Genomic DNA, 23,275 nt, shown 5'->3' with positions numbered 1-23,275 from the left:
GTGTGATCCGTGGACAGACTTTTTTGGCCAAAGATGCGCCACTAGGAGGTGACTCCTTGGAATTCGCTGCTCAGGTGGTCGACCTGAGCAGCGACTTTTTGCTTTTGTCATCCCCCGCCCACGGGTTTCCGAAGATTCTTCCCGCTCTCGAACACCCGTTTACTCGAGGTCCCCACTCGAGGCTTTTGAAGCGCAGCATCCGACCTCGATGTGGGAGCCCATTTCAGGGCACTTTTTTCCGGAAGGCCGGTTTGACGCCTAAGCGGTTTCGAGGCTGTGGTTTCCCCAAATATCTCGACAGCACGACAACCGCAGCCAAATTCAACCTCCAAGTTTCGCGACACCCACAGCGTCATCGGTGTGCTAGGATTCGTTCACTTTCACTTTTTATCTTTTCCAATTTATTTCGCGCACCACACTTCCTCCCCCACCTCCGTTTTCATTTGGAGCTTCTCATGTCGTGCCGCTTCGTGTCCCTCCTCCTGGCCTCGCTCTACCTGGTCGGGTGGTTCACCCCGCTTCAGGCCCAAACCCAGAAACGCGCCGGTCAGGAACTGTTTCGCATCGGGATCGACCGCGACGACGACCCGAACACCGGCTGCGATTTCGACCCGGGTACCGGCGTCCTACAACCCGGCGTCGACGTGGTGCTCGAAATCGAAGTGGATTCCAATTTCAGCCCGCCGGTGGTCACCTCGACCGCCTACCGGACGTGCGCGGGCGGGGTGTTCGGCAACCCCAATGGCCAGGGCTCCGGCTGGGAAGTGGGCATCGACAACGGCCTCCAATCGAGCGACGTCATCGAGGCGACCATGCCGCTCGGCCCGCTGGGCATCACTCAAGCCATCCGCATCTCTGCCGGGGCTTCCGATGCGAACGGCAGCGACGACACCGCCTCGGCCCTATTCGTGTTCGCGGCACCGATTCCCCTGTTGGGCCCCTGGGGTCTGTTCGCCTTCGCGCTGGGACTGATGCTCGTCGGAATCCTCGTCATCCGCCGGCGCAAACATTTGGATCGGGTCGGCCCCATCGGCTTGCTTTTTCTGGCCGGCCTCCTCTTCCTGGCCCTCACCGATCGACTCTTCACCCTGGACGGCCAGGTCGACGATTGGGATCAGATCGATCCCCTGATCACCGATCCCGCGGGTGACCCGGGCTCCACCGACGCGACCGACATTCTTGGCGTCTTCGTGTGCCCCTCCGGCAACCAGTTGTTCTTCCGCATCGACGTGACCGACCTGGAAAACGACGCGCCGCTGGCCGTGGACGACGTCGCACAAACGCCAGAGGACACGGCCGTGGCCATCGATGTGCTGGCCAACGACAGCGATCCCGACAACGACACCATCGAGATCGTGGCGGTCACCCAGCCCACCGGGGGCACCGTGGTCATCGATGGTTCCGCGCTACGGGGTGAAGGCAATCAAACCGTCACCTATACGCCGGATCCCAACAACAAGGGCGTCGACACCTTTACCTACACCATTCAGGATCCCGCCGGTGCCATGGCCATCGCCACGGTCACCGTGACGGTGGGGCCGGAAAACGATCCACCCACCGCTATCGCGCTCGACAACGACGCCGTCACCGAGAACCAACCGGCCGCCACCCTGGTGGGCAACCTCTCGACCACCGACCCCGACACGAACGATACCTTCAGCTACAGCCTGGTCGCGGGCACGGGCGATGACGACAACGCCGCGTTCCAAATCGACGGCGATCGGTTGGAAACGGCCCAGGCGTTCGATTTCGAGGCAACCCCGACGCGAAGCGTGCGGGTGCGGACGACCGACAGCGGCGGTGCCACCTTCGAACAGGCCTTCACGATTCGGATTCTCGACGTGAACGATCCACCCACGGCCATCCAGCTCAGCGCGACCACCGTGGCCGAGAACGAGCCGGCCGGCACCGTCGTCGGAACCTTGACCACCACCGATCAGGACCCGGGCCAAACCTTCGTCTATTCGCTGATCGGCGGCGCGGGCGATGACGACAACGCCTCGTTCACCATCGACGGCGATCAGTTGCGCACCGCGGAAGCCTTCGACTTCGAGACCCGGAACAGTCTCTCGATTCTGGTCCAATCGGACGACCAGGCCAGACGGGCGACGGTCAGCCAGCAATTCACGATCTCGGTCACCGACGTGCTCGAAGGTCCCGAACTGGATCTGGATTCGGTCACGCCCGGCACCGATTTCAGCGCCAGCTTCACCGAAGACGGCGGTCCGATCGCGATCGTGGGCACCCTGACCATCATGCAAACGTCGGTCGTCGATCTCCAAAGCGCGACCGCCACGCTCACCAATCGCCCCGACGGTGCGGACGAGGTCCTGGCCGTGAGTACCGGCGCTACCGCGATCGCCGCCAACTACGATCCCGGCACCGGGGTGCTTTCCCTGACCGGAGCCGACAGCGCGGCCGACTACGAAACCGTGTTGCGCACCCTGACCTACGACAATGCCGATCAGGACCCCGACGAAACCGGCCGCACCGTGACGGTGGTGCTGGATGACGGAACCCTGACTTCCAACACGGCGACCTCTACCATCGCCGTGAGCGCAACCAACGACGATCCCACCGCGGCCGACGACGCCCTGACGGTGGACGAAGACTCGACCGACAACAGCCTGGCCGTCCTCACCAACGACTCGGACGCCCCGGATAGCGGCGAGACCTTGACCATCACGGCGGTCGGCACACCCGATCAGGGTGGCGCCGTGGTCATCGCCGGTGGCGCGACCAGCCTGACCTACACGCCCCTCGCAGATTTCTTCGGCACCGAAACCTTCACCTACACCATCTCCGACGGCAACGGCGGCACCGATACGGCCACCGTCACGGCCACCGTCGACAACGTCAACGACGATCCAACCGCCAACGACGATGCGGAAACCGTCGACGAAGACTCGATCGACAACGTCTTCTCGGTCTTGGCCAACGACGAAATCGCGCCGGACACCGGAGAAACGCTCACGATCACGGACGTTCAGGCCGTGCCGAAACGCGGCGGTTCGATCCTGATCACGGGCGGCGGCACCACCCTCACCTACACGCCCGATCCGGACTTCTTCGGCGTTCAGGTCTTCACCTACACCATCGACGACGGCAACGGCGGCAACGACGATGCGACGCTGACGGTCACGGTCAACAACCTGAACGACAACCCCATGGCGATCGACGACATGTTCACCGTGGACGAGGATTCGGTCGACAACCTGCTGGCGCCGCTCGTCAACGACAGCATCTCACCGGATACGGGCGAGACACTGACGATCACGGCCACCGGCGTGCCGGACAACAGCGGATCGGTGGTGATCTCCGGCGGCGGCACCACGCTGACCTACACGCCGTCGCCCGATTTCTTCGGCACGGAAACCTTCACCTACACCATCTCCGACGGCAACGGCGGCATGGCCATGGCGACGGTCTCGTTGCAGGTCAACAATCTCAACGACCCGCCCACCGCGACCATGGACGGCTTCACCGTGGACGAGAATACGGCAGACAACAACCTGGACGTGTTGGCCAACGACAGCTTCGCGCCGGACACGGGTGAGACCCTCACGATCACCGACGTGGGAGCCACCAACAACGGCGGCACCGCGGTCATCGCCGGCGGCGGCACGCGCATCGACTACACGCCGATGGCCGGCTTCACGGGCGACGAAACCTTCGACTACACGATTTCGGACGGTGCCCTGACGGACACGGCGACGGTCAACGTGATCATCGCCAACGTCGACGACCCGGTCACGGCCACGGACGATACGCTGACCGCCGGCGAGGACGCGATCGCCACCACCGGCGACGTGTTGGCCAACGACAGTGCACCGGACGGCGGCCTTGCCGTGCAATCGGTGGATGCGTTCTCGGCCGCGGGCGCGCCCATTGCGAACAACGGCAACGGCACCTTCGATTTCGATCCCACCGGCGTTTCGGCCTTCCAGGCCCTGGACGACGGGGAAGACACCACGGACAGTTTCGACTACGTGGCCGAGGACATCGACGGCGATACGGACACGGCGACGGTCAACGTCACGATCGACGGCGCCAACGACGCGCCGGTCGCCAACGCGGCCGCGGAATCGACCGGCCAGGGCGGATCGGTCACGATCACCCTGAGCGGCAGCGACATCGACGTGGAAAACCTGACTTTCGCCATCGACTCGGGTCCCGTCAACGGGTCCCTGGGCTCCATCAACCAGCTCACCGCGACCACCGCCGAGGTTACGTACACCCACGACGGCGGCATGACCACGACCGATTCGTTCACCTACACGGCCAATGACGGCACGGTCGATTCCAGCGCCGCCACGGTGAGCCTGACCATCAACGATCCGCCCACCGCCAACGACGACGGCACGGTCGGCAGTCCCTTCGTAGTGCAGCGCGATTCGTTCCTGGACATCGACGTGGCGGCCAACGACACCGATCCCCAGGGCGACGGCACCATCGACCTGGCCACGGTAGCCCCGACCAACGGCACGCGGGGCACCACTTCCGCGATCGGCGGCGGCCTGGTGCGCTACACCGCCACCATGAGCGAGATCGGCGCCGACACCTTCACCTACACGATCGACGACGATAGCGGTGCCACTTCCAACAGCGCCACCGTGTTCGTGGACATCAACGATCCGCCCATGGCCGACGACGACATGGTCGCGATCTCCGAGGGCACGATGGAAATCATCAGCGTGCTCACCGGCGACACCGACGCCGACGACAGCATCGACCCGACGACGGTGGCGATCGTCACCGACGTCCCCGGCGGCCAGGGCACGACGATGGTGAACGTGGACGGCACCGTGACCTACGATCCGGGGGTCTTCACGGGATCCACCAGTTTCACCTACACCGTGATGGACACCCGCGGCGGCACCTCCAACGTCGCGACCGTCTCGATCGACGTGAGCCCCGATCCCATGGCCACCGATGACAGCTACAACGTCTTCGGCCACACCACGGTCTCGGTCCCGGCTTCGATCGGCCTGCTCGCCAACGACACCGACGACGGCACCATCACGGCCACCACCGGCACCTTCGCCACCGACATGGGCGGATCGATCACCATCGCGGCCGACGGCAGCTTCAGCTACACCACGCCCGGGCCGGGCGCGGCGGTACCGCCGGTCATCGGTGCCACGGACAGCTACACCTACGAGATCGAAGACGACCTCATGGGCATGGACACGGCCACCATCACCTTCACCTACGAGAAGGTCGTGTGGCTGGTGAACAACACCAACGTCTCGGGCACCGACGACGGATCCCAGGCCGATCCCTTCGACGAGCTGGCCGAGGCGGTGACCGCGGCGACCACCAACGAGACGATCTTCGTCTTGGTCGGCGACGGCACCACGACCAACCAGGACCAGGGCGTCCCGCTGCAAAGCGGGCAGGAGCTGTTGGGTGAAGCGGCCGGACTCGCCGTGGACGTGGACGGCATGGGTCCCGGTACGCCCATCGACATCGTGGCCGCCTCCATGACCAAACCGGTGCTCACCAACACCACCGGCGACGTGGTCGTGCTCGACGACGACAACACCGTCGCCGGGCTCGAGCTGCAACCGCAAGCCTCGGCGGGCATCGCGGCCGGTGAGATCGAGGAACCCATGAAACGCGAGGACTGGATCGCGGATCTTGGCCGGGGTACGTTCGAAGGGCCATCGATCGATCGTACATTGGCCAGGTCCGGTACCTGGCAGCGCGTGTCGCGCGGCGAGGACGAGCACCTCGAGAAAGCACCGAACGAGGAACGGGCACCACGCGTGTGGCATAAAGGCCCGGTGCTGCGCAAGGCCGGCGGCACCTCCTCGATCACCAACGTCGACATCAACCCCCAAAATGTCATCAGCGACGGCATTGCGATTTCGGGCCAGACCGGAACCCTGACGATCACCGATCTCACGATCACCGGCCCTCCCGCTTCTTCGGGGATCGGCTTCTTCTACGAGTTGGGCACGGCCAATCTCACGGTCACGAACCTGACCGTGACCGACATGTTCGACTGCGTGGTCTTGGGCGGCAATACCGGAACCCACCAATTCAGCGGGGTCACCCTGGACACCGACGTCGGCGGTGGTCTGGTTTCGATTGCGAACAGTACCTTGGAGGTGACCGGCACCAACACGATCGACGCGACGGGCTCGTTCGGCCTGGACATATGCGACACGACCATCGGCCCCGCGGGCGTGACCTTCGCCTCGATCACCAGTGCCGATTGCTCCAACGGCATCATTCTGGACACCGTGAGCGGCGGTGATTTTCAAGTGACGGGCACCACCACGGTCACCAACATGGGCGGCGACGGCATCGCGCTTCTCGATACCTCGTCCAACATCGGCTTCGGCGGTCCGGTCAGCGTCACCCAGGCGGGGGACGACGGCATCGACCTCACCAGAGTCACCGGCACCGTGACCTTCAGCGACACGGTCCTGGTCTCCTTGCCCGACGACGACGGCATCGATCTGCAGAGTTCGTTCGACACCACGGTCCTGTTCAGCGGTGCGGTGACGGTCACCGACGCCTTCGACGTGGCACTCGAGATGAACGGGCACAACACCATCACCCCCACCGGAACCGTGACCTTCGCAAGCACCGTCGACGTGGATAACGCCGGTTTCGTCGGCTTGTTCCTGTTCGACAATCTGGGGACGATCAGCTTCGCCACGCTCGACATCGACACGGCCGCCGTGGGTGGTGTCATTTTCGGCGGTCCCATCATCAGCCCCGGCCATACCGTTTCCTTCGCGCAATTGGACCTCAATCCCGGTTCGCCCAGCTCCGTGGGCTTGGGTATCGACGGCGGGACCAGCGGGACCATCGACGTCAACGGCGGCACCATCGAGAACGTGGAGGGCGAGACGATCGGGGTGATCGGCTCGAGCGTCACGCTGACCTACACGGGCACGGTCACCCAGGCCAGTCTGGGCGACGAACTCCTGTTGGTCGACCAAGGTGATACCTCCAACGTCACCTTGGAGGCCGGATCGAGCTTCCAGGCGACCGAAGGTACCGGCTTCGATTTCGACAACGCGGACGGCACCTACACGATCGAAGGCATGGTGTCGGTATCGGGCAACGACGACCGCGGCATGCGCATCCGACCGGCCTCCAGCGGCACGATTTCGTTCACCGGCAGCACGGTGTTCAACACCGCAACGGGTAACGCGATCAATTTGGGTTCCGGCACGACCGCCGCGCTCAACTTCAGCGGCGGACTCGATATCGATACCACCACGGGAACCGGCATCGACGCCGACGGCGGCACCATCACGATCACCAACGGCGGCAGCGTGGATACGACCACCGGCCGCGCCCTCGACCTGACCGGGGTGACCATCGGCGATGCCGGCTTCGCCCTGGATACGGTCAACGTCAACGGCACGGCGACCGCGATCCTGCTCGGCGGGGTCACCCAGACGATGACCAACGGAATTTCCATCCTGGGTGGTTCCCTGGCCAATACCACCGTCGCCGGCGTGGCCATCGACGGAACCAGTGCCGATGTCGCCATCGGCACCAACATCACCAGCCTGACCGGATCGCCGGTCGCCGTGACCAACTGCGGCTCCACCGCTGCCGGCGGCAACGCCATCACCTTCTCGGGCGCGATCGACGCCGACAGCGAAGGCATCCTGCTCGACAACAACGACCAGAACACCAACGGCGCGACCATCACCTTCAGCGGTGGTTTGGACCTGGATACCACCACCGCGGCCACCGCCTTCGTCGCCACCAACGGCGGCACCGTCATCGTCACCGGCACGACCAACTCCATCGACACCACCGGCGGCACCGGTACCGCGGTGAACATCGCCGACACGACCATCGGCACGGTCGGGGGCGGGCCCATGGTCGATGCCAACGGACTCCTGACCGGCACCTTCGGCGTCACCTTCCGCGACATCTCCACGAGCGGTTCGGTTTCCGGCATCATCCTGAACAACGCCGGCGCGGGTGGCTTCGTGGTCACGGGCGACGGCGCCGTCGGCCCGGGCACGACCGCCAACAACGATTCCGGCGGGACCATCGCCAACGCCACCGGCGACGGCATCGCGCTGACCGATGTGAGCAACGTGTCGCTGAACTACCTGCGCGTCGACACCTCCGCGGACCACGGCGTCGATGCGACCCGGGTGACCAACCTGACCCTGACGCGCACCAATTTGGTGGGCAACGGCAATGCCTCTCCGGAAAATGGAATCAACATTCTCGACAGCGGCGGCCATCTGACGGTGACCAACACCCTGGCCGACGGCAATTTCAACACGAACCTGGAAGTCACCCAGAACACCGGCAACAATGTCACCGGATTCAGGGTCGACGACTCGGTACTGCGCAACATCACGGGCGCCGGTGATTCGATCGGTGTCCAGGTGACCGCCTCGACGGGCGTAACCCTGAATTCCCTGGACATCTCGAACAGTACCTTCGCGAACCACGACGGGAATCACGTGCAGATCCGGGTCGAGGGATCCTCGACGGTGCCCGATCTAACCATCGACAACAACACCATGACGGGCACGGCCACCAACATCGGGGCGGGCATCCTGGTGGATTTGAACAGCACCTTCTCCGGCAACGTCAATGCGACCCTTTCGGGGAACGACATCCAAAAGGGGAATGTCAACACGAACGGGATCACGTTCGACATGGTCTCGACCACGGGCGCGGCCTCGTGCGGCGCCACGATCCAGAACAACAGGATCGGAACCCTGGGCACCGCCAATTCCGCAGGTAATACGGGCATCGTGGTCACATTCGAGGGCGACGGCGTCTTGAGCACCTTGGTGGACAACAACGAGGTGCGCGAGTTCGGTGGATCCACCGGCATCGAGATCCAGTCGCCGCTCGGCACGGGTTCCCTCAACGCGACGTTGACCCAAAACACGGCGACCACTTCGACGGCGGGGCTCTTCGCCCTGGTGATCGACGCCGCCGGCAGCACCACCCTGTGCGCCGACATCGGCGGCACCGGTGTGGAGAACACCTTCACGGGCGGCGCGGGCGCGGTGGCGGACATCCTCCTCAACACCGGAGGAACGCCGTCCATCGATCTCGAAAGCTACGGCGGTGCGGCCGATAACGCGGCGCTGATCGAGGCCTACCTCCAGGGCCGTAATTCGGGCGTGCCCACGGTGAGCCTGGCCGGTGGCGGCACGGTGCAAGGCGGTGGCGCCTGCACGGCGCCGCGCCCCGCCCCTCTAGCCGCCGAGCAGAAGCGAATGTTACGGAGTTCGCGGTAGCCACGAAACGTCTCGCGTCGCTTCGGGGGGGGCCCAAGCTGATCTCGGGGTTCCCCCTTCGAAGCGATTTCCTCCAAAGTTACCGCATCGCGAGAGAGGCGTCGCGGCGGTAACCCTCTATCGAAGCGAATTTCTCGGCTGTTCCCGCATCGCGAGAGAGGCGTCGCGGCGGTAGGTTGGCCCGCTGGGCCGACGCATCGAAGCAACCCAAATAGCAACAAACAATTAACCCAAAGAGCGCAGCATGGGGCCCAAACTGCGACCCTCTATCGAAGCGAATTTCTCGACTGTTCCCGCATCGCGAGAGAGGCGTCGCGGCGGCAACCCACTATCGAAGCGATTTCCTCCAAAGTTCCCGCATCGCGAGAGAGGCGTCGCGGCAGTAGGTTGGCCCGCCGGGCCGACGCATCGAAGCAACCCAAGCATCCATTCTAAAGATAATAAAAGAGCGAAGCGCAGATGTTCGAAGTACCTTCTCCGCCAAAGTACGCTGGCAGGAAGTTCCCGCACCTCTCTCCAGAGGCGAGAACATTTGAGCGATTTGCTTGGCAGGAGCGCCGTAGACGCGTTTTCACGCGCCACTCTCGATCGTAACCATCTGTTTTTGCTGAAATTGCTTCGATTGGTGGAGCAAGCTGCCTGCGGGGCCCGGCTCACTATAGTGGACCCCGTTGTCTAGACCAAAAGGTGCCAAACTTAAGCTTCGGTGGCGTGGTACACCTCGGAGGGTTTCTGGTTGCCGAGCGATTGATGTGGCCGCTCGTTGTTGTAGTGTTCAAAGTACCTGTGAAGCCCATGGTACAGTTCCAGGCCGTTTTCGTAACTGTGCAGGTAGATGTGCTCGTATTTCACCGAACGCCACAATCGTTCGACAAACACGTTGTCCAGTGCGCGTCCCTTGCCGTCCATGCTGATCTGAACCTCTGCCTCCTGAAGGATTTCGGTGAATTTCGGGCTCGTGAATTGCGCGCCTTGATCGGTGTTGAATATCGAAGGTTTCTTGTTTTGCAGCGCGCGTCTCAGAACCTCGCGGCAAAAGGCTCCATCCAGCGTGTTGGAGATTTCCCAAGCCACCACGTACCGGCTGTACCAGTCGATAATCGCCGTCAGGTACATGTAGCCTCGCCGCATCGGCACATAGGTGATGTCGGTGCTCCAAACGTGGTTGGGATGGGTGATGGTCAGGTCCCGCAGCAAGTAAGGATACACGCGATGGGCCGGGTTGGCCGCGCTGGTGCGGGGCTTGGGATACACGGCCTCCAGGGCCATCAACCGCATGAGCCGTTGAATCCGTTTCCGGTTGACCGCATACCCTCGATCTCGCAGGAAGGCGGCCATGCGTCGGCTGCCGAAGTAGGGGAAATCCAGGTAAATACGATCGATCTCCGACATCAAGACCAGGTTTTCGGGCCTCTCGGGTCGCGGCTCGTAGTAGTACGAGGCTCGCGATAACCCAAGCAAGGCGCACTGCCGGCGAATGCTCAACCGGCGGTGATGGGGTTCGATACACAGCCGTTTCTCCTCAATGCAGGGATTCAGATTTTTTTTTGAGCCAGTCGAGCTCCACCTGGAGACGACCGATTTGTTCGTAAAGCTTGCCGATTTCCGGTGATTCGCCGGCGGGTTTTCGAGGAGCCTTCCCGCTCTCGAACACCTCCGGCAGGGACTCGATCACCTGCTTTTTCCAGCGGTTGATCAGGGTCGGGTGGACCCCGTACTGGGCTGACAGTTCCGAGACCGTTTTGATGCCGCGAATCGCTTCCAAAGCCACCCGGGACTTGAACTTGGGATCGTGATTGTTGCGCTTCCTAGCCAAAACTCGGTTTACCTCTCTCCGGCTCCGCAGTAGCTGTTGGCCGAGGGGGATATAAACGGACGAACGACCATGGTGTTAGGGTGGACCCCTGGCGCACCATGGACATCTTGATGGCGCAGCTTGCTGGGCCGTCAAGGTGTCCCCTGGGGTACGAGGGGTGGGCCCCAACACTATGGTGGAGCGCCCGCTTTATGCTCCCCCTTGGCTCTCTGCCCCGCTGTTTACCCGAGGTCCCACCTTAACGCTTTTGAAGCTTAGCTCCTGGTCTCGATTATGGGGTCCATTATACACCTTGAGGCCCCGCACCCCTCTCGACTTACGGGCACTCCCCGTATTCATCGCTTCGATTTGTCGGCCGAGCCGGCCAACCTACCGCCACCACGCCCCTCTCTACTTACGGGCACTCTTCGCCTGGATCGCTTCGATTTGTCGGCCGAGCCGGCCAACCTACCGCCACCACGCCCCTCTCTACTTGCGGGCACTCTTCGCCTGGATCGCTTCGATTTGTCGGCCGAGCCGGCCAACCTACCGCCACCACGCCTCTCTCTACTTGCGGGCACTCCGAGGAGACCCACTTCGTGGAACGACACCGACCGCCATCACAGCAACGCCGTCCCATCCTCGGCGAACCCCTCCTTTCCGGGACAGTTATCTTCGACGGTTTTCCCCACCACTCCGGATTCGAGCCGCGAAACCCCACCATCCAGGTGCTTGCGAGAAAATCTCAAAAAGACATGTTGAATTTCGGCACGAAATGATTAACGATTTGGATGAAAATTCCTAATAAGCTGACAATCCATGACGCAATCAAACGGTACCGAATCGTTCCTGCTGGAACTGCACCGTCGCGACATCCGCCTCGATCTCGACGGTGATCGACTCAAAATCAACGCTCCCAAAGGCGCCCTCACACCAGAACTGCGCACCCGGCTCCGCGACCGCAAGGCCGAGCTAATCGGCTTCCTGGCCTCGGCCCGCCAGGCCTCGCGCCAGGCGGTCGGCGAAGCGATCCCCGCCCGTGGGGATCGCTCCTGGGCGCCGCTCGCCGCGCTTCAGCGGGGCCTGCTGCTGCACCGCGCGAGGGGCGACGACCGCGCCTACCACGAATACCAGGTTTTTCTGATCGAGGGACACCTCGATCTGCGCGCCCTGGAACACGCCTTTCGGGCCGTGGTCTCGCGTCACGAAATCCTGCGCACCACTTTCGGTGAACGCGACGGCGAACCGGTCCAGCGCATTCACGCCGAACCGCGATTCGATTTCGAGGTGGAGCCGCCGGCCACGACGTCCGCCGGCCAAGCTGCGAACCACGAAGCGGTGCTGTCCCCATCGGAACGGAACCACTTGCGCACTTGGTCGCAGGCCCCGTTCTCGATGGATCGCGGCCCCCTTCTGCGCGTGTTGGTACTCCGGCGCCAAACCGATCGGGCCCTGCTCGCGGTCAACATGCACCACATCGTTTGCGACAACTGGTCCTTCGGCCTGTTGTTGCGCGAAGTCATCCAGGGATACCGGGCGAACCTGGCGGGAACCGACCCGGCGCTGCCCCGCCTCTCCCTGCAATTCGGTGATTTTACGGCCGCGCATGCCGGCGACGACCTCACGGCGTCGCGCGCATTTTGGCGCGAGCGGCTGGCCCAGATGCCCACCGTCCTAGATCTTCCCGTCGACCGCGTCCGCTCCCAGCGAGGCACGCCGCATGCGGCGCGCTGGTCCGCCACGCTTCCCGCGCACGCCTTCGAACCCCTGCTCGACTTGGCCGCATCCACGCAGTCCACGCCCTTCGCCGCCCTGGCCGCGGTGTGGGCGGCCGTACTTGGTCGCTTCGCCGGCCAATCCAGGCTGTTGCTGGGCACCCCGGTCGACCTTCGCCGCAACGCCGAGGCGGAACACCTGTTGGGGCCCTTCGTCAACACCCTCCCTCTCCCCTTTTCCCTCGATGCGGCCGCGAACTTCCCCGATTTACTGAAACACGCCTCCCTCACCATCGGCGAAACGTTCGAACACAAGGCCCTGCCCTTCGACGAGATCGCATCCCTGGCACCCACAGCGGACCACGATCGACGCCCGGAGACGTCTCCCCTGATCCAGGTGGTGTTCGTGCTTCGCCAGACGCCGCTGGACGCACAAGCCAGCGAAGACGGCGACGACCTGCACATCGTGCCGCTGAACCTCGCCCCTGAAAAAGCCAAATTCGATTTGGTCATCGCCATGGACCCGGTCGCCGAGGGCTACCAAATCCAGTTGGAGTTCAATCAGGCGTTGTTCGAACCGGAACGCATCGCATGGCTGGGCCAAGCCTTCGAACAGGCGCTGGCCCAATGGCCCGCCCTGGCCACATGCGACGTGGTCCGTCTCCCCCTGGCTGCACCGTCCGAGACAGCGGCGGTCCCGCCCGCCAAACCCGCGAAGAGGCCGAGGAACCTGGTCCGGAGATTCGCCGACGCGGTGGCGCGCGACCCGAACGCCAAGGCCCTGACCTGGTTCGACGGTTCCGGCCAAACCCACCATGTGGATTACGGAACGCTCGATCGGGACTCGAATCTGCTGGCCGCGGCCCTGCACGAGCGCGGTATCGGCCTGGGATCACGCGTCGGCCTGTGCCTGCCGCCCCACCGCGATTTGATCGTCGCCATGCTCGCCGTGCTGAAAACCGGTGCCGCCTACGTGCCCATCGATCCCCACGCCCCACCCGACCGGCGCGCCTTCGTCGCCGGCGATGCAGCGTTGAACCTGGTCCTCGCGACCGGCGAGACGGGTACGACCCTGCTTCAGGCCGCGAGCGGCGCCTCCGTCGCGGTACCTTGCCTGTCGCCCGCCGACCTGATCGCGTCTTCCCCTGCGGAACGGACGTCCCCATTCCAATCACCCGAACTACCGCTCGACCTCCCCGCCTACATCATATATACCTCCGGCACGACCGGCCGTCCCAAGGGCGCCCTGCTCAGCCACCGCAATGTGGCCCGCCTGATGGACGTCACCCGACCGCGCTTCGCGTTCGACCACCACGATGTCTGGACGCTGTTCCACTCCAGCGCCTTCGACTTCTCGGTCTGGGAGATCTGGGGCGCCCTGCTCTACGGCGGCCGCCTGGTGTTGGTGCCCGAATCGGTTCGCCGCACGCCGAGCGCCTTCGCCGCCATGATTTACGACCAAGGCGTCACGGTCCTCAACCAAACACCTTCCGCCTTCCGCGAACTGATCCGCGCGGAACGAGAAGCCAGCCGCCACACCTCCGGCCTGCGCCTGCGACTGGTGGTCTTCGGCGGCGAAGCCCTACAGCCGGAAACGCTGCGACCCTGGTTCGATCGCCATGGCGACCAATGGCCCCGCCTGGTCAACATGTACGGCATCACGGAAACCTGCGTGCACGTCACCTGGCACGAGCTTTCCCGCAAAGACTTACGAAAAAAAGGTTTGTGCATCGGAGAGCCACTCCCCGACCTGGAGATCCACCTGCTCGATTCCGCGGGTCACCCGGTTCACCCCGGACTCGTGGGCGAGATGTGCATCGGCGGCGCAGGCCTGGCCCATGGTTACCTCGGCCGTCCGGCCCTCACCGCCGAGCGCTTCGTGCCCCATCCGAGCGATCCCGGCAAGCGACTCTACCGCTCGGGCGACCTGGCGCGCCGGCTGCCGGGCGGCGGCTTCGAATATCTGGGTCGCAACGACTTCCAGGTCAAGGTGCGCGGCTACCGCATCGAGCTGGGCGAAATCGAGGCCCAGTTGCAAGGCCTCGAGGCCATCGAAACGGCCGTCGTCATCACCCATCGTGAAAACGACGAACCCGCGATCCTGGTGGCCTACCTGGTCGCGACGCCCGGGTATGCGCCCGAGCCCGAGCCCTTGCGCCGAAAATTGGCGCGGACCCTGCCCGACTACATGGTTCCCGGCATCTTCGTCATCCTGGACCAACTGCCGCTGACCGCCAACGGAAAACTCGACCGCCGCGCGCTGCCCGACCCGCGATCGGGTGCGAGACGACCGGACCAGCCAACCACGGCCGCACGTACGCCTTTGGAAGCCGACATTCTCGGTATCTGGGGCGAGCTGTTCCGCCGCGACGACATCGGCATCCACGACAACTTCCTCGACCTGGGCGGGCACAGCATCACCGCGGCCCGCTTCGTGGCCCGGGCGCGCAAGAAACTGAAGTTGACCGTGACCGTGGGTGACCTGTTCACCTACCCGACCGTCGCCGCCCTCGCCGGGGAACTGGGCATGGCCCAACCGGAGGTCCGCCAACCGATTCCAGCCGCAACCGGCATGGATGTGCATCCGCTTTCGCGGGCCCAGCGCCGCATGTGGATTCTGCGCTATTTGGACAACTCGGGCGCCGCCTACAACATACCGGCCTTCTTCCGCCTGCGCGGTCTGTTGAACGTGACGGCCTTCGAGCAGGCCTGGCACCTTCTCGTCCAACGCCACGAACCGCTGCGCACCTCGTTCGAACTGGCCGGTGACCAACCGGTTCAACGGATTGCGGACGAGGTGGAAGCCCCCGTGTTCCGCCAAGATTTCCGCGATCACCGGGTCGGTCCCACCGAAATCGCCCGCTGGGCCGACGAGGAGGCCGGCACCCATTTCGACCTCGGCCAGGCGCCGCTGTTCCGCGTCAGCCTGGTTCGGTTGGGTCAGGACGACTGGCTGTTCGGCCTCACGCTGCATCACATCATCGCCGACGGCTGGTCGCTGGAGTTGCTGCTCCACGAACTGACCGAAACCTACAACGCGATCAAAATCCAACGCCACCATCGCATGCCGCCGCTGGAAATCCAGTACAAGGACTTCTCGGTGTGGCACAACCACCTGTTGGCCAGCGGGCAATTGGCCGAATCACGCGATTACTGGCACCGCCAACTCCGCAACGCGGAAGGCACCGTCCCGCGCTACCAACTGCGCACCGATCTGCCGCGACCGGCGGTGCGCCGCTTCGACGGCGCGGTCCACCCCTTCATCATCGACCGCGAGTTGACCGCCGACATGCGCCGGCTGCGACTGGACCACGGCGTCTCGCTGCAGGTACTGCTGACCGCCCTGGTCACGGGCCTGCTGTACCGCCACGGCGCCGGTGACGACTTGATCGTGGGCACCCCGTTCGGTGGACGCGAGCGCATCGAGCTGGAGCCCCTGATGGGCTGCTTCGTCAATACCCTGCCGCTGCGCAACCGACCGCGCGGCGATCTCCCCTTTTCCGAGTTCCTCAACCGCGTCGCCCAGACCCAGTCCCAAGCGCAGGCCCACCGCGAATACCCCTTCGACCTGCTCTGCGAGGAACTGCTGCCCCATCGCGACCCGACCCGTGCCCCGCTGTTCGACGTGTTCCTGGTCGTGCGCCCCGGCGACCAGCGCCCGCTCGCCCTGCGCGACCTGGACGTGCAAATGGTCGACGAGCAGCCGGTCATCGCCCGCTTCGACCTGACCTTCTACTTCTCGGAGACCAACGACGGCCAAATCCGCGCGGCCATCGAGTACGCATCGTCGTTGTTCCGGCCGGCGACCATCGGCCGCATGGTGCACCATTTCCAGGCCTTGACACGCGATGCGGCGGCGCGACCGCTGACCGCGCTGAAAGACCTGGAGATGCTGCCCCGCACCGAACGCAACCAATTGACGGGCACCTTCGCCCGTGCACCCATCGGCCGGAAACGCGACGAATCGGACTTCTTCGGCTGGTTCGATCGCTTCCGAGCCCATGACGCGCAGGCCCTGATCCACGCCGGTTCGGCCATCGGCTATCGCGAGCTCCACGATCGTGTCGACCGCATGGCAGCCTATTTGCGCGACCAGGGAGTCGGCGCGGAAACCTCGGTCGCCCTGGTCCTACCGCGCGGGCTCGGCATGGTTTTGAGTGCATTGGCCGTATTGCGAGCCGGTGGCACCTTCGTGCCCATCGATCCGGAAAACCCCCGAACCCGCGTCGCGCAAATCGTCCAGCAGGCCCGGGCGTTCCTGATCGTCAGCGAAGAGGACCTGGCCGAACTGGTCCAGCCCGTGGCCCGTGAAACCGGCCTGCCCGTCCGCCTCTGGCACGCACCGGAAATGACCGCGACCGAACCAGCGCCGAACTGGCCGCCGATCCACCCGGAGCAGGCGGCCTATATCTGTCACACCTCGGGCTCGACGGGCCGCCCCAAAGGGGTGGTGGTCTCCCGAGTCAACCTGGCCCACGCCACCCACTCCCTGGCCCTCATGTACGGCATCCAATCCAAAGACCGCTTCGTCCAGTTTTTCACACCCGCGTTCGACGGCTGGATTCTCGAGATCTTTCCCGCCCTGTCGCGGGGCGCGGCCGTGGTCCTGACCGATTCGATCACGGTCCTGGACGCCAACGCCTTCAAGACCTCGCTGCGCGCCAACGAGGTCACGCTCGCCCTGCTGCCGCCCTCTTACCTCGCCGAGATGGAAACGGACGACCTGCCCCATCTGCGCACGCTCTCCACCGCCGGTGAAGCCGCTCGCGCCGAAGAAGTGGCCCGCCAGATCGGGGATCGCGACTACCTCAACGTCTACGGTCCCACCGAGATCACCGTCGCCTGCGCATCGCACCGGTTCCGACGCGGCGGTGCCGCACCGCTCTCGGACGTCCCCCTGGGCCGACCCTTGACGGATGTGCGCCTCTACGTGCTCGACAAGGACCTCCAACCCTCACCGGTCGGGGTGCCAGGCGAGATCTTCGTGGGCGGTTCGGGCGTGACACGCGGCTACCAGGGCCAACCGGCCCAGACGGCCGAGGCCTTCATCCCGGATCCCTTCGGGGAAGGTGCCCGTCTCTACCGAACCGGCGATCTGGGCTACTGGGACGACAAGGGCCGCCTGCGCTTCATGGGTCGCGGCGACCACCAGGTCAAGTGGCGTGGGTTCCGGATCGAGTTGGGCGAGATCGCCGCGGTCCTGGAAGGCCATCCCGATGTGGTCCGGGCCTGTCCCCTGCTGGTCGACGGATCCCGGTTGGTCGCCTTTTTCACGGGCAGCGCGGAACCCGCCGAGCTGGCCTCCTGGCTGGACACCCAACTACCGGCCTACATGCGACCCTCGCACTGGTTGGCGCTTCCGTCCCTGCCCCACAACCACAGCGGCAAGATCGACCGCGGGGCGTTGCGCGCGCGCTGGTCGGCGCACCTGCGCCAGGCGACGACCGTCACCGAGCCGCAGTCCCCGTGGGAACAGCGACTGGCACCGCTCGTCGCCGAGGCCCTTGCCTTGGAAGCGGTCGATCGCGACACCAATTTCTTCGACCTCGGCGCGGATTCGCTCAGCATGATTCGGCTGCAACGGCTCCTACGCGAGCGATTGGAGTGCACGCTGCCGGTGGTCCGACTGTTCGAATACCAGACCCTGGCCACGCTGGCCGCCTATCTGGAACGCGGCACCGAGGCCGCGGCCCCTCGCGCCGCGCGAGCCCGCGGGGCGGCACGTCGCGCCCGCCGCGCCAAAACCCCAACTTGATGGCGAAGATCCTCTCGCTCCGCCGCTTCCGCCCTGCCCTTCATCTCGTTCCGATCTTCACCACAAGTCCGGGAGGTAGCTCATGAACGACCCCCTCACCTCGACGAGCGAGGACACCAGTGCCGACATCGCCATCATCGGAATGGACTGTCAATGGCCCGAGGCCGACAATCCCGATGCCTATTGGGATCTCCTGCGCAAGGGCAGGTGCGGCATTCGTCGCTTCGAAACCGCACAGGCGGGCGACGACCTGGTCCCGGCCCGGGGCCTGCTGGCGGGTGCCGAGGCGTTCGATCCGGCCTTTTTCGGCTTGACACCACGCGAGGCGGCCACGACCGATCCGCAACAGCGCCGTTTCTTCACCTGTGCCTGGCGGGCCTTGGAACACGCGGGCCACGCCCCCGACGACGGCGAGCGTTCGGTCGGCGTCTTCGCGGGCAGCGGCACCAGCGGTTACCACGAACGGCTGAGTGCCGATCCGGAATGGGCCGACAGTTTGGGCGACCTGGAGATCCTGATCGGCAACGACAAGGACCACCTCGCCACCCGCCTCGCCTACCTGCTGAACCTGCGCGGTCCGGCGGTGCCCATCCAAACCGCCTGCTCCACCTCGCTGGTCGCCGTGCACATGGCCTGCCAGAGCCTGCTCAACCTGGAGTGCGACCTGGCGCTGGCGGGCGGCGTCTCGATTCCGGCCCACGGACTGCGCGGATACCACTACCAGGAGGGCGGCATCCTCAGCCCGGACGGTACCTGCCGTCCCTTCGCCGCCGATGCCCGCGGCACCGTCCCCTCGTCCGGGGTGGCGGCCATCGTGCTGCGCCGCCTGGAAGACGCCCAAGCCGACGGCGACCACATCCTGGCGGTCATCAAAGGGACCGCGATTAACAACGACGGGCACGCCAAGGTCGGGTACACGGCACCGAGCGTCGAGGGCCAGGCACGGGTGATCGAAGAGGCGCTGGCCGTCGCCGGCGTGGACCAGGGATCGATCGGATACGTGGAGGCACACGGGACCGGCACGGCGCTCGGCGACCCGATCGAGATCGAAGCGTTGGGTCGCGTGTTTCGACGGGGTAGCGCAGCCCGAGGCATCGGTTCGGTCAAAGGCAACATCGGCCATGCCGACGCGGCCGCCGGCCTGGCGGGCCTGATCAAGACGATCCTCTGCCTCCAGCACCGCGAACTGGTGCCCTCGCTGTTCTGCGACCAACCCAATCCCCACATCGATTGGGCGACCTGTGCCTTCGAGGTCGTGCGCCAAACGCGTCCCTGGCCACGGGACATGCCCTTCGCCGGCGTCAGCTCGTTCGGGATCGGCGGCACCAACGCCCACGTCATCCTCGGTGCACCGCCGTCGCCCGCGCCGCACGCTTCGAGCACGGGCTTTTCGATCGCCACGCTTTCCGCCAAGGACGAGACCGCGCTGCAAACCCTGGCCGGCAACTGGGCCCGCCGGTTCCATCCCGACCAACCGGACGCGGACCGGCTGTTTCCGGACGCCGCATACACCTCGAATCTCGGCAGAGCGGCCTTCCCGTACCGTTACGCGGCCGCCTGCCGCAACGCGGCCGACCTGCACGCCGCACTCGGCAAACCCCTCGTGCCGGTGAAGGCCCCGTCCGCCAGCGAACTCTGCTTTCTCTTCACCGGTCAGGGCGGCGAAGCGGTGGACATGGGCGCCCTTCTCTACCGCGACGCCCAGACCAACGCCTCGGTGTTTCGAGACTGGATCGACCACGGTGCCGCCCATCTCAAATCCGCGCTGGGCTGCGATCTACGCCGCTTTCTCCAGGCCGAAGACGAGGAAACGAGAACGCGTCTGGCCCAGGCCGACCTGTGGCAGCCCGCGGTGTTCCTGGTGAGCCTCGCCATGGCCGAACAGATGCGGGCCTGGGGCCTGCGTCCCGACGCGCTGATGGGTCACAGCCTGGGCGAATACGCCGCGGCCACCTTCGCCGGCGTGTTCGATTTCGAGGACATGCTGGACCTGGTCGCCATGCGCGGCAAGGCATGCCTGGCGCTCGGCGGCACCATGACCGCGGTCTGGTGTGACGAACGCCGGCTCCGCGACCTGATCGACGGGTTGGAGGACACTCGGGTGTCGATCGCCGCCCACAACGGCGAGGCGCTGTTCAGCGTGTCGGGGATGCGTGCCGGGATCGCCGCACTCGAATTGGAACTCGGCAAGCAATCCATCCACTTCAAGCGCTTGCCGGCGACGAACGGGTTCCATTCGGCGGTGATGGAGCCGCTGCTCGCACCCTTGACCCAGCGCTTTGCCGCCATGCGCCGTCGCCCACCGCAAATCCCCATCGTCAGCAACCTCACCGGCGACTTTCACGATGCCGGTCAAATCTGTGACCCCGCCATCTGGGCGCGCCACACCCGCGAACCGGTGAAGTTTCGGGAGGGGCTCGCCCGACTCAGCCGCCAAAACACGGTTTTCGTCGAAGTCGGGCCGGGCGACGGATTGGCCCGCTTGGCGGCCCGTCACCTCGGCGGGACGGGCTGCGCGATCGCCACCCTGCCACGCGAAACGGCACCCAACGACGGGCACGGCCCACTGCAGGCCCTGGCCACGGCATGGGCCGCGGGAGCCGCCGTCGACTGGGAGGCCTTTCACGAAGGGAATGCCCACCACCGCGTGCCCCTGCCCCCCTATCCCCTGCGCGAAACGCCGCACGGCATCCCGCTGGACGAGAAGCCCGAGACCCCAATCGCCGAGACATCCCGCTCGCTGACCGTCAAGGCCCCGCCAAACCAATGGCTCTACCAGCCAGGATGGCGCCAGATCCCGCGCCGCCAACGGCCGCTCGATGCCGAGGAACTGGGCAGCGATCCCGGTCCCTGGTTGATCTGTGCCGACGACGGCGGCTGGGGTGCGGCCCTCGCCAGACGCATTCACCTCGCCGGTGGCATCGCGGTTCTGGTGCATCGCGGTCCCCGATTCGAAGTGGAACGGCCGCAGGACGCGGATGCCGCCATCTGCCTGCCGCCCAACGACCCCCAGGCATGGACCCAACTGTGGCAACACCTGGAGGAAGAAAAGCTGGTCCCCCGCAAGGGACTCTTTTGCTGGCTGCTCGACGAGACCGAGGAGTTGTCCGGGGAAACGATCGAGAGCTTTTTGAAACGCACCTACGCGGGGGTCATCCGGCTGGCGACGTCCCTTCACGAGCGGCATGAATCGACGCCCCTTCGCTTGACCTTGCTGACTCAGGGACTGGACAACCCGGACGGGGCCTCGTGCCCGAGGCCGGACCAGGGCTTGTTCCACGGCCTCGCCCGCGTGATTCCCAAGGAGCTGGAGCAGTTGACCTGCGGGTGCCTGGACCTCGATCCCGCCTGGTCACCCCGGCACGAACTCGGCGTGACGCGGGTCCTGAGCGCGGTGATCGGCCATGCGGCCGAGCCGCGCAGAGCCCTGCGCGGTGCGCTGCTGTGGCAACCCGAGAGCGTCGCGATCGAGGAACCGCTCCCCGTCGACGATCAGCCGTTCCGGTCCGGTTCGAGTTGGATCCTGGTGAACGGATTGACGGAATTCGGATTGAACCTGGCCGAGCGCATGATGAGCGGCGGCGTGGGCACCCCGATCATCATCGACCGCACCTTCATCCCGCCACGCTCGGAATGGGAGAAGTGGAAGCGCGATCCGGTCTACGCCGAGACCGTGGGACGCATCCTCCAGCGCCTCAGCGACATGGAGCACCAAGGCTGGGTTCCGCGACTGCTTTCCTGTCGGCCGGACAACGCCGCCGCCCTGGCCCGCGCCATGACACCGCTGACCGCGGAGGGGATTTCGATCAGCGGGGTGATCTACCTCGATCGCCCCGTGCCCAGCGCCCTCATCGGCGGACGCTCCCTGGAAGAACTGACCAACGGCCTGACCCGCAAGGTGACCGAGGTGCTGGCCGTGCGCACGGCGTTCCAATCGGTCTCGCGCCGGGTCTGGTTCACGGAGAACGAGGCCGAATCGTGCGGCATCGGCCAATTGGACAAGGCCGCGGGCTACGGGCTGATCGATGCGCTGGCACCGCCGGCGGGCGATTTGGAACCGGCCCAGGACGTGGTGATCGACTGGAGCACCTTCACCTGGCTGGAAGCGGAGGCCGCACCCCAGGCTTCGCCCCTCGCCGATCAGCTCTCCGAGAAACGGCGCCTCTTCGGCCTCGACCCGGACGCCTGTTGGCAGGTCCTCAAGCAGGTCCTTCAGAGCGGCCGGCCCCGCGTCATCGTCTCCACGCGCCCCTACCAAAGCCTCCTGGCCCAGCAGGATCAGTTCACGCTTTCCTATTTCGGCGTCATCAACGGGAGCGTGATGCACGGCAAGACCGAAAAGCGGCCACCCCTGGAGACGCCCTACCGCGAACCCCAGAACGACACCCAGCGGCTGATCGCCGAAACCTGGGAGCGCTTCCTGGGCTTCGAGGGCATCGGCATCGACGACAATTTCTTCGAACTGGGCGGCCACTCGCTGCTGGCGGTCCAGTTGATCGACAAGTTGAACCTCCTCCTCTCGGCCAACATCACGCTGCAGACCCTCTTCGATGCGCCGACCGTGCAACGCCTCGCCGAACACCTGGGCGCCGAGGCACAGGACGGGCAAGAACAGTCCGATCTGGAGTCGTTGCTGTCGGAAATCGAGGGCATGTCCGAGGAAGAGGTCTCCGCCATCCTGGCCGAAGACGACCATACCGCCGGCAACTGAACGCTCGACCCGTGGCGGCCATCGTCACGCTTCTTCATCCGAGGAGTTTTT

4 protein-coding genes are annotated in these 23,275 nt (G+C 65.1%); 3 read left to right on the top strand and 1 reads right to left on the bottom strand.

The annotated features are described in order from the left end of the window. Positions 1 to 455: 455 nt before the first annotated feature. Positions 456 to 9,248 carry a beta strand repeat-containing protein gene (locus J3U87_RS04160; RefSeq protein ID WP_237381771.1) on the top strand — a complete coding sequence of 2,931 codons (8,793 nt, stop codon included), beginning with the start codon at positions 456 to 458 and terminating at the stop codon, positions 9,246 to 9,248. Between the two features lie 696 nt (positions 9,249 to 9,944). On the opposite strand, the gene J3U87_RS04155 is transcribed toward J3U87_RS04160, so the two are convergent. Further along, positions 9,945 to 11,064 (bottom strand): IS3 family transposase gene (locus J3U87_RS04155; protein WP_420038213.1). Its coding sequence is split into 2 segments (ribosomal slippage): positions 9,945 to 10,776 and positions 10,775 to 11,064, totalling 1,122 coding nucleotides; the frame shifts between segments, so codons are not numbered across the junction. Positions 11,065 to 11,862: 798 nt separating this feature from the next. Here J3U87_RS04155 and J3U87_RS04150 point away from each other — a divergent pair. Both J3U87_RS04150 and J3U87_RS04145 read left to right on the top strand, forming a co-directional pair. Continuing rightward, complete coding sequence (locus J3U87_RS04150) at positions 11,863 to 18,513, top strand: non-ribosomal peptide synthetase (protein ID WP_237381770.1); 6,651 nt, start codon at positions 11,863 to 11,865, stop codon at positions 18,511 to 18,513. A gap of 82 nt (positions 18,514 to 18,595) precedes the next feature. After that, a complete protein-coding gene (locus tag J3U87_RS04145) occupies positions 18,596 to 23,224 on the top strand; it encodes a type I polyketide synthase (RefSeq protein WP_237381769.1) in 4,629 nt (1,542 codons plus the stop codon). Positions 23,225 to 23,275: the final 51 nt, after the last annotated feature.

It is taken from the genome of Sulfidibacter corallicola (assembly GCF_017498545.1).
Lineage (GTDB): Bacteria > Acidobacteriota > Holophagae > Acanthopleuribacterales > Acanthopleuribacteraceae > Sulfidibacter > Sulfidibacter corallicola.
Note: the sequence above shows the minus strand (reverse complement) of the source record. Positions and strands in the feature narration are given on the sequence as shown.

Coding starts and splice junctions, on each gene's coding strand:
- J3U87_RS04160 (WP_237381771.1), top strand. CDS start 456: ATGTCGTGCCGCTTCGTGTCCCTCCTCCTGGCCTCGCTCTACCTGGTC.
- J3U87_RS04150 (WP_237381770.1), top strand. CDS start 11,863: ATGACGCAATCAAACGGTACCGAATCGTTCCTGCTGGAACTGCACCGT.
- J3U87_RS04145 (WP_237381769.1), top strand. CDS start 18,596: ATGAACGACCCCCTCACCTCGACGAGCGAGGACACCAGTGCCGACATC.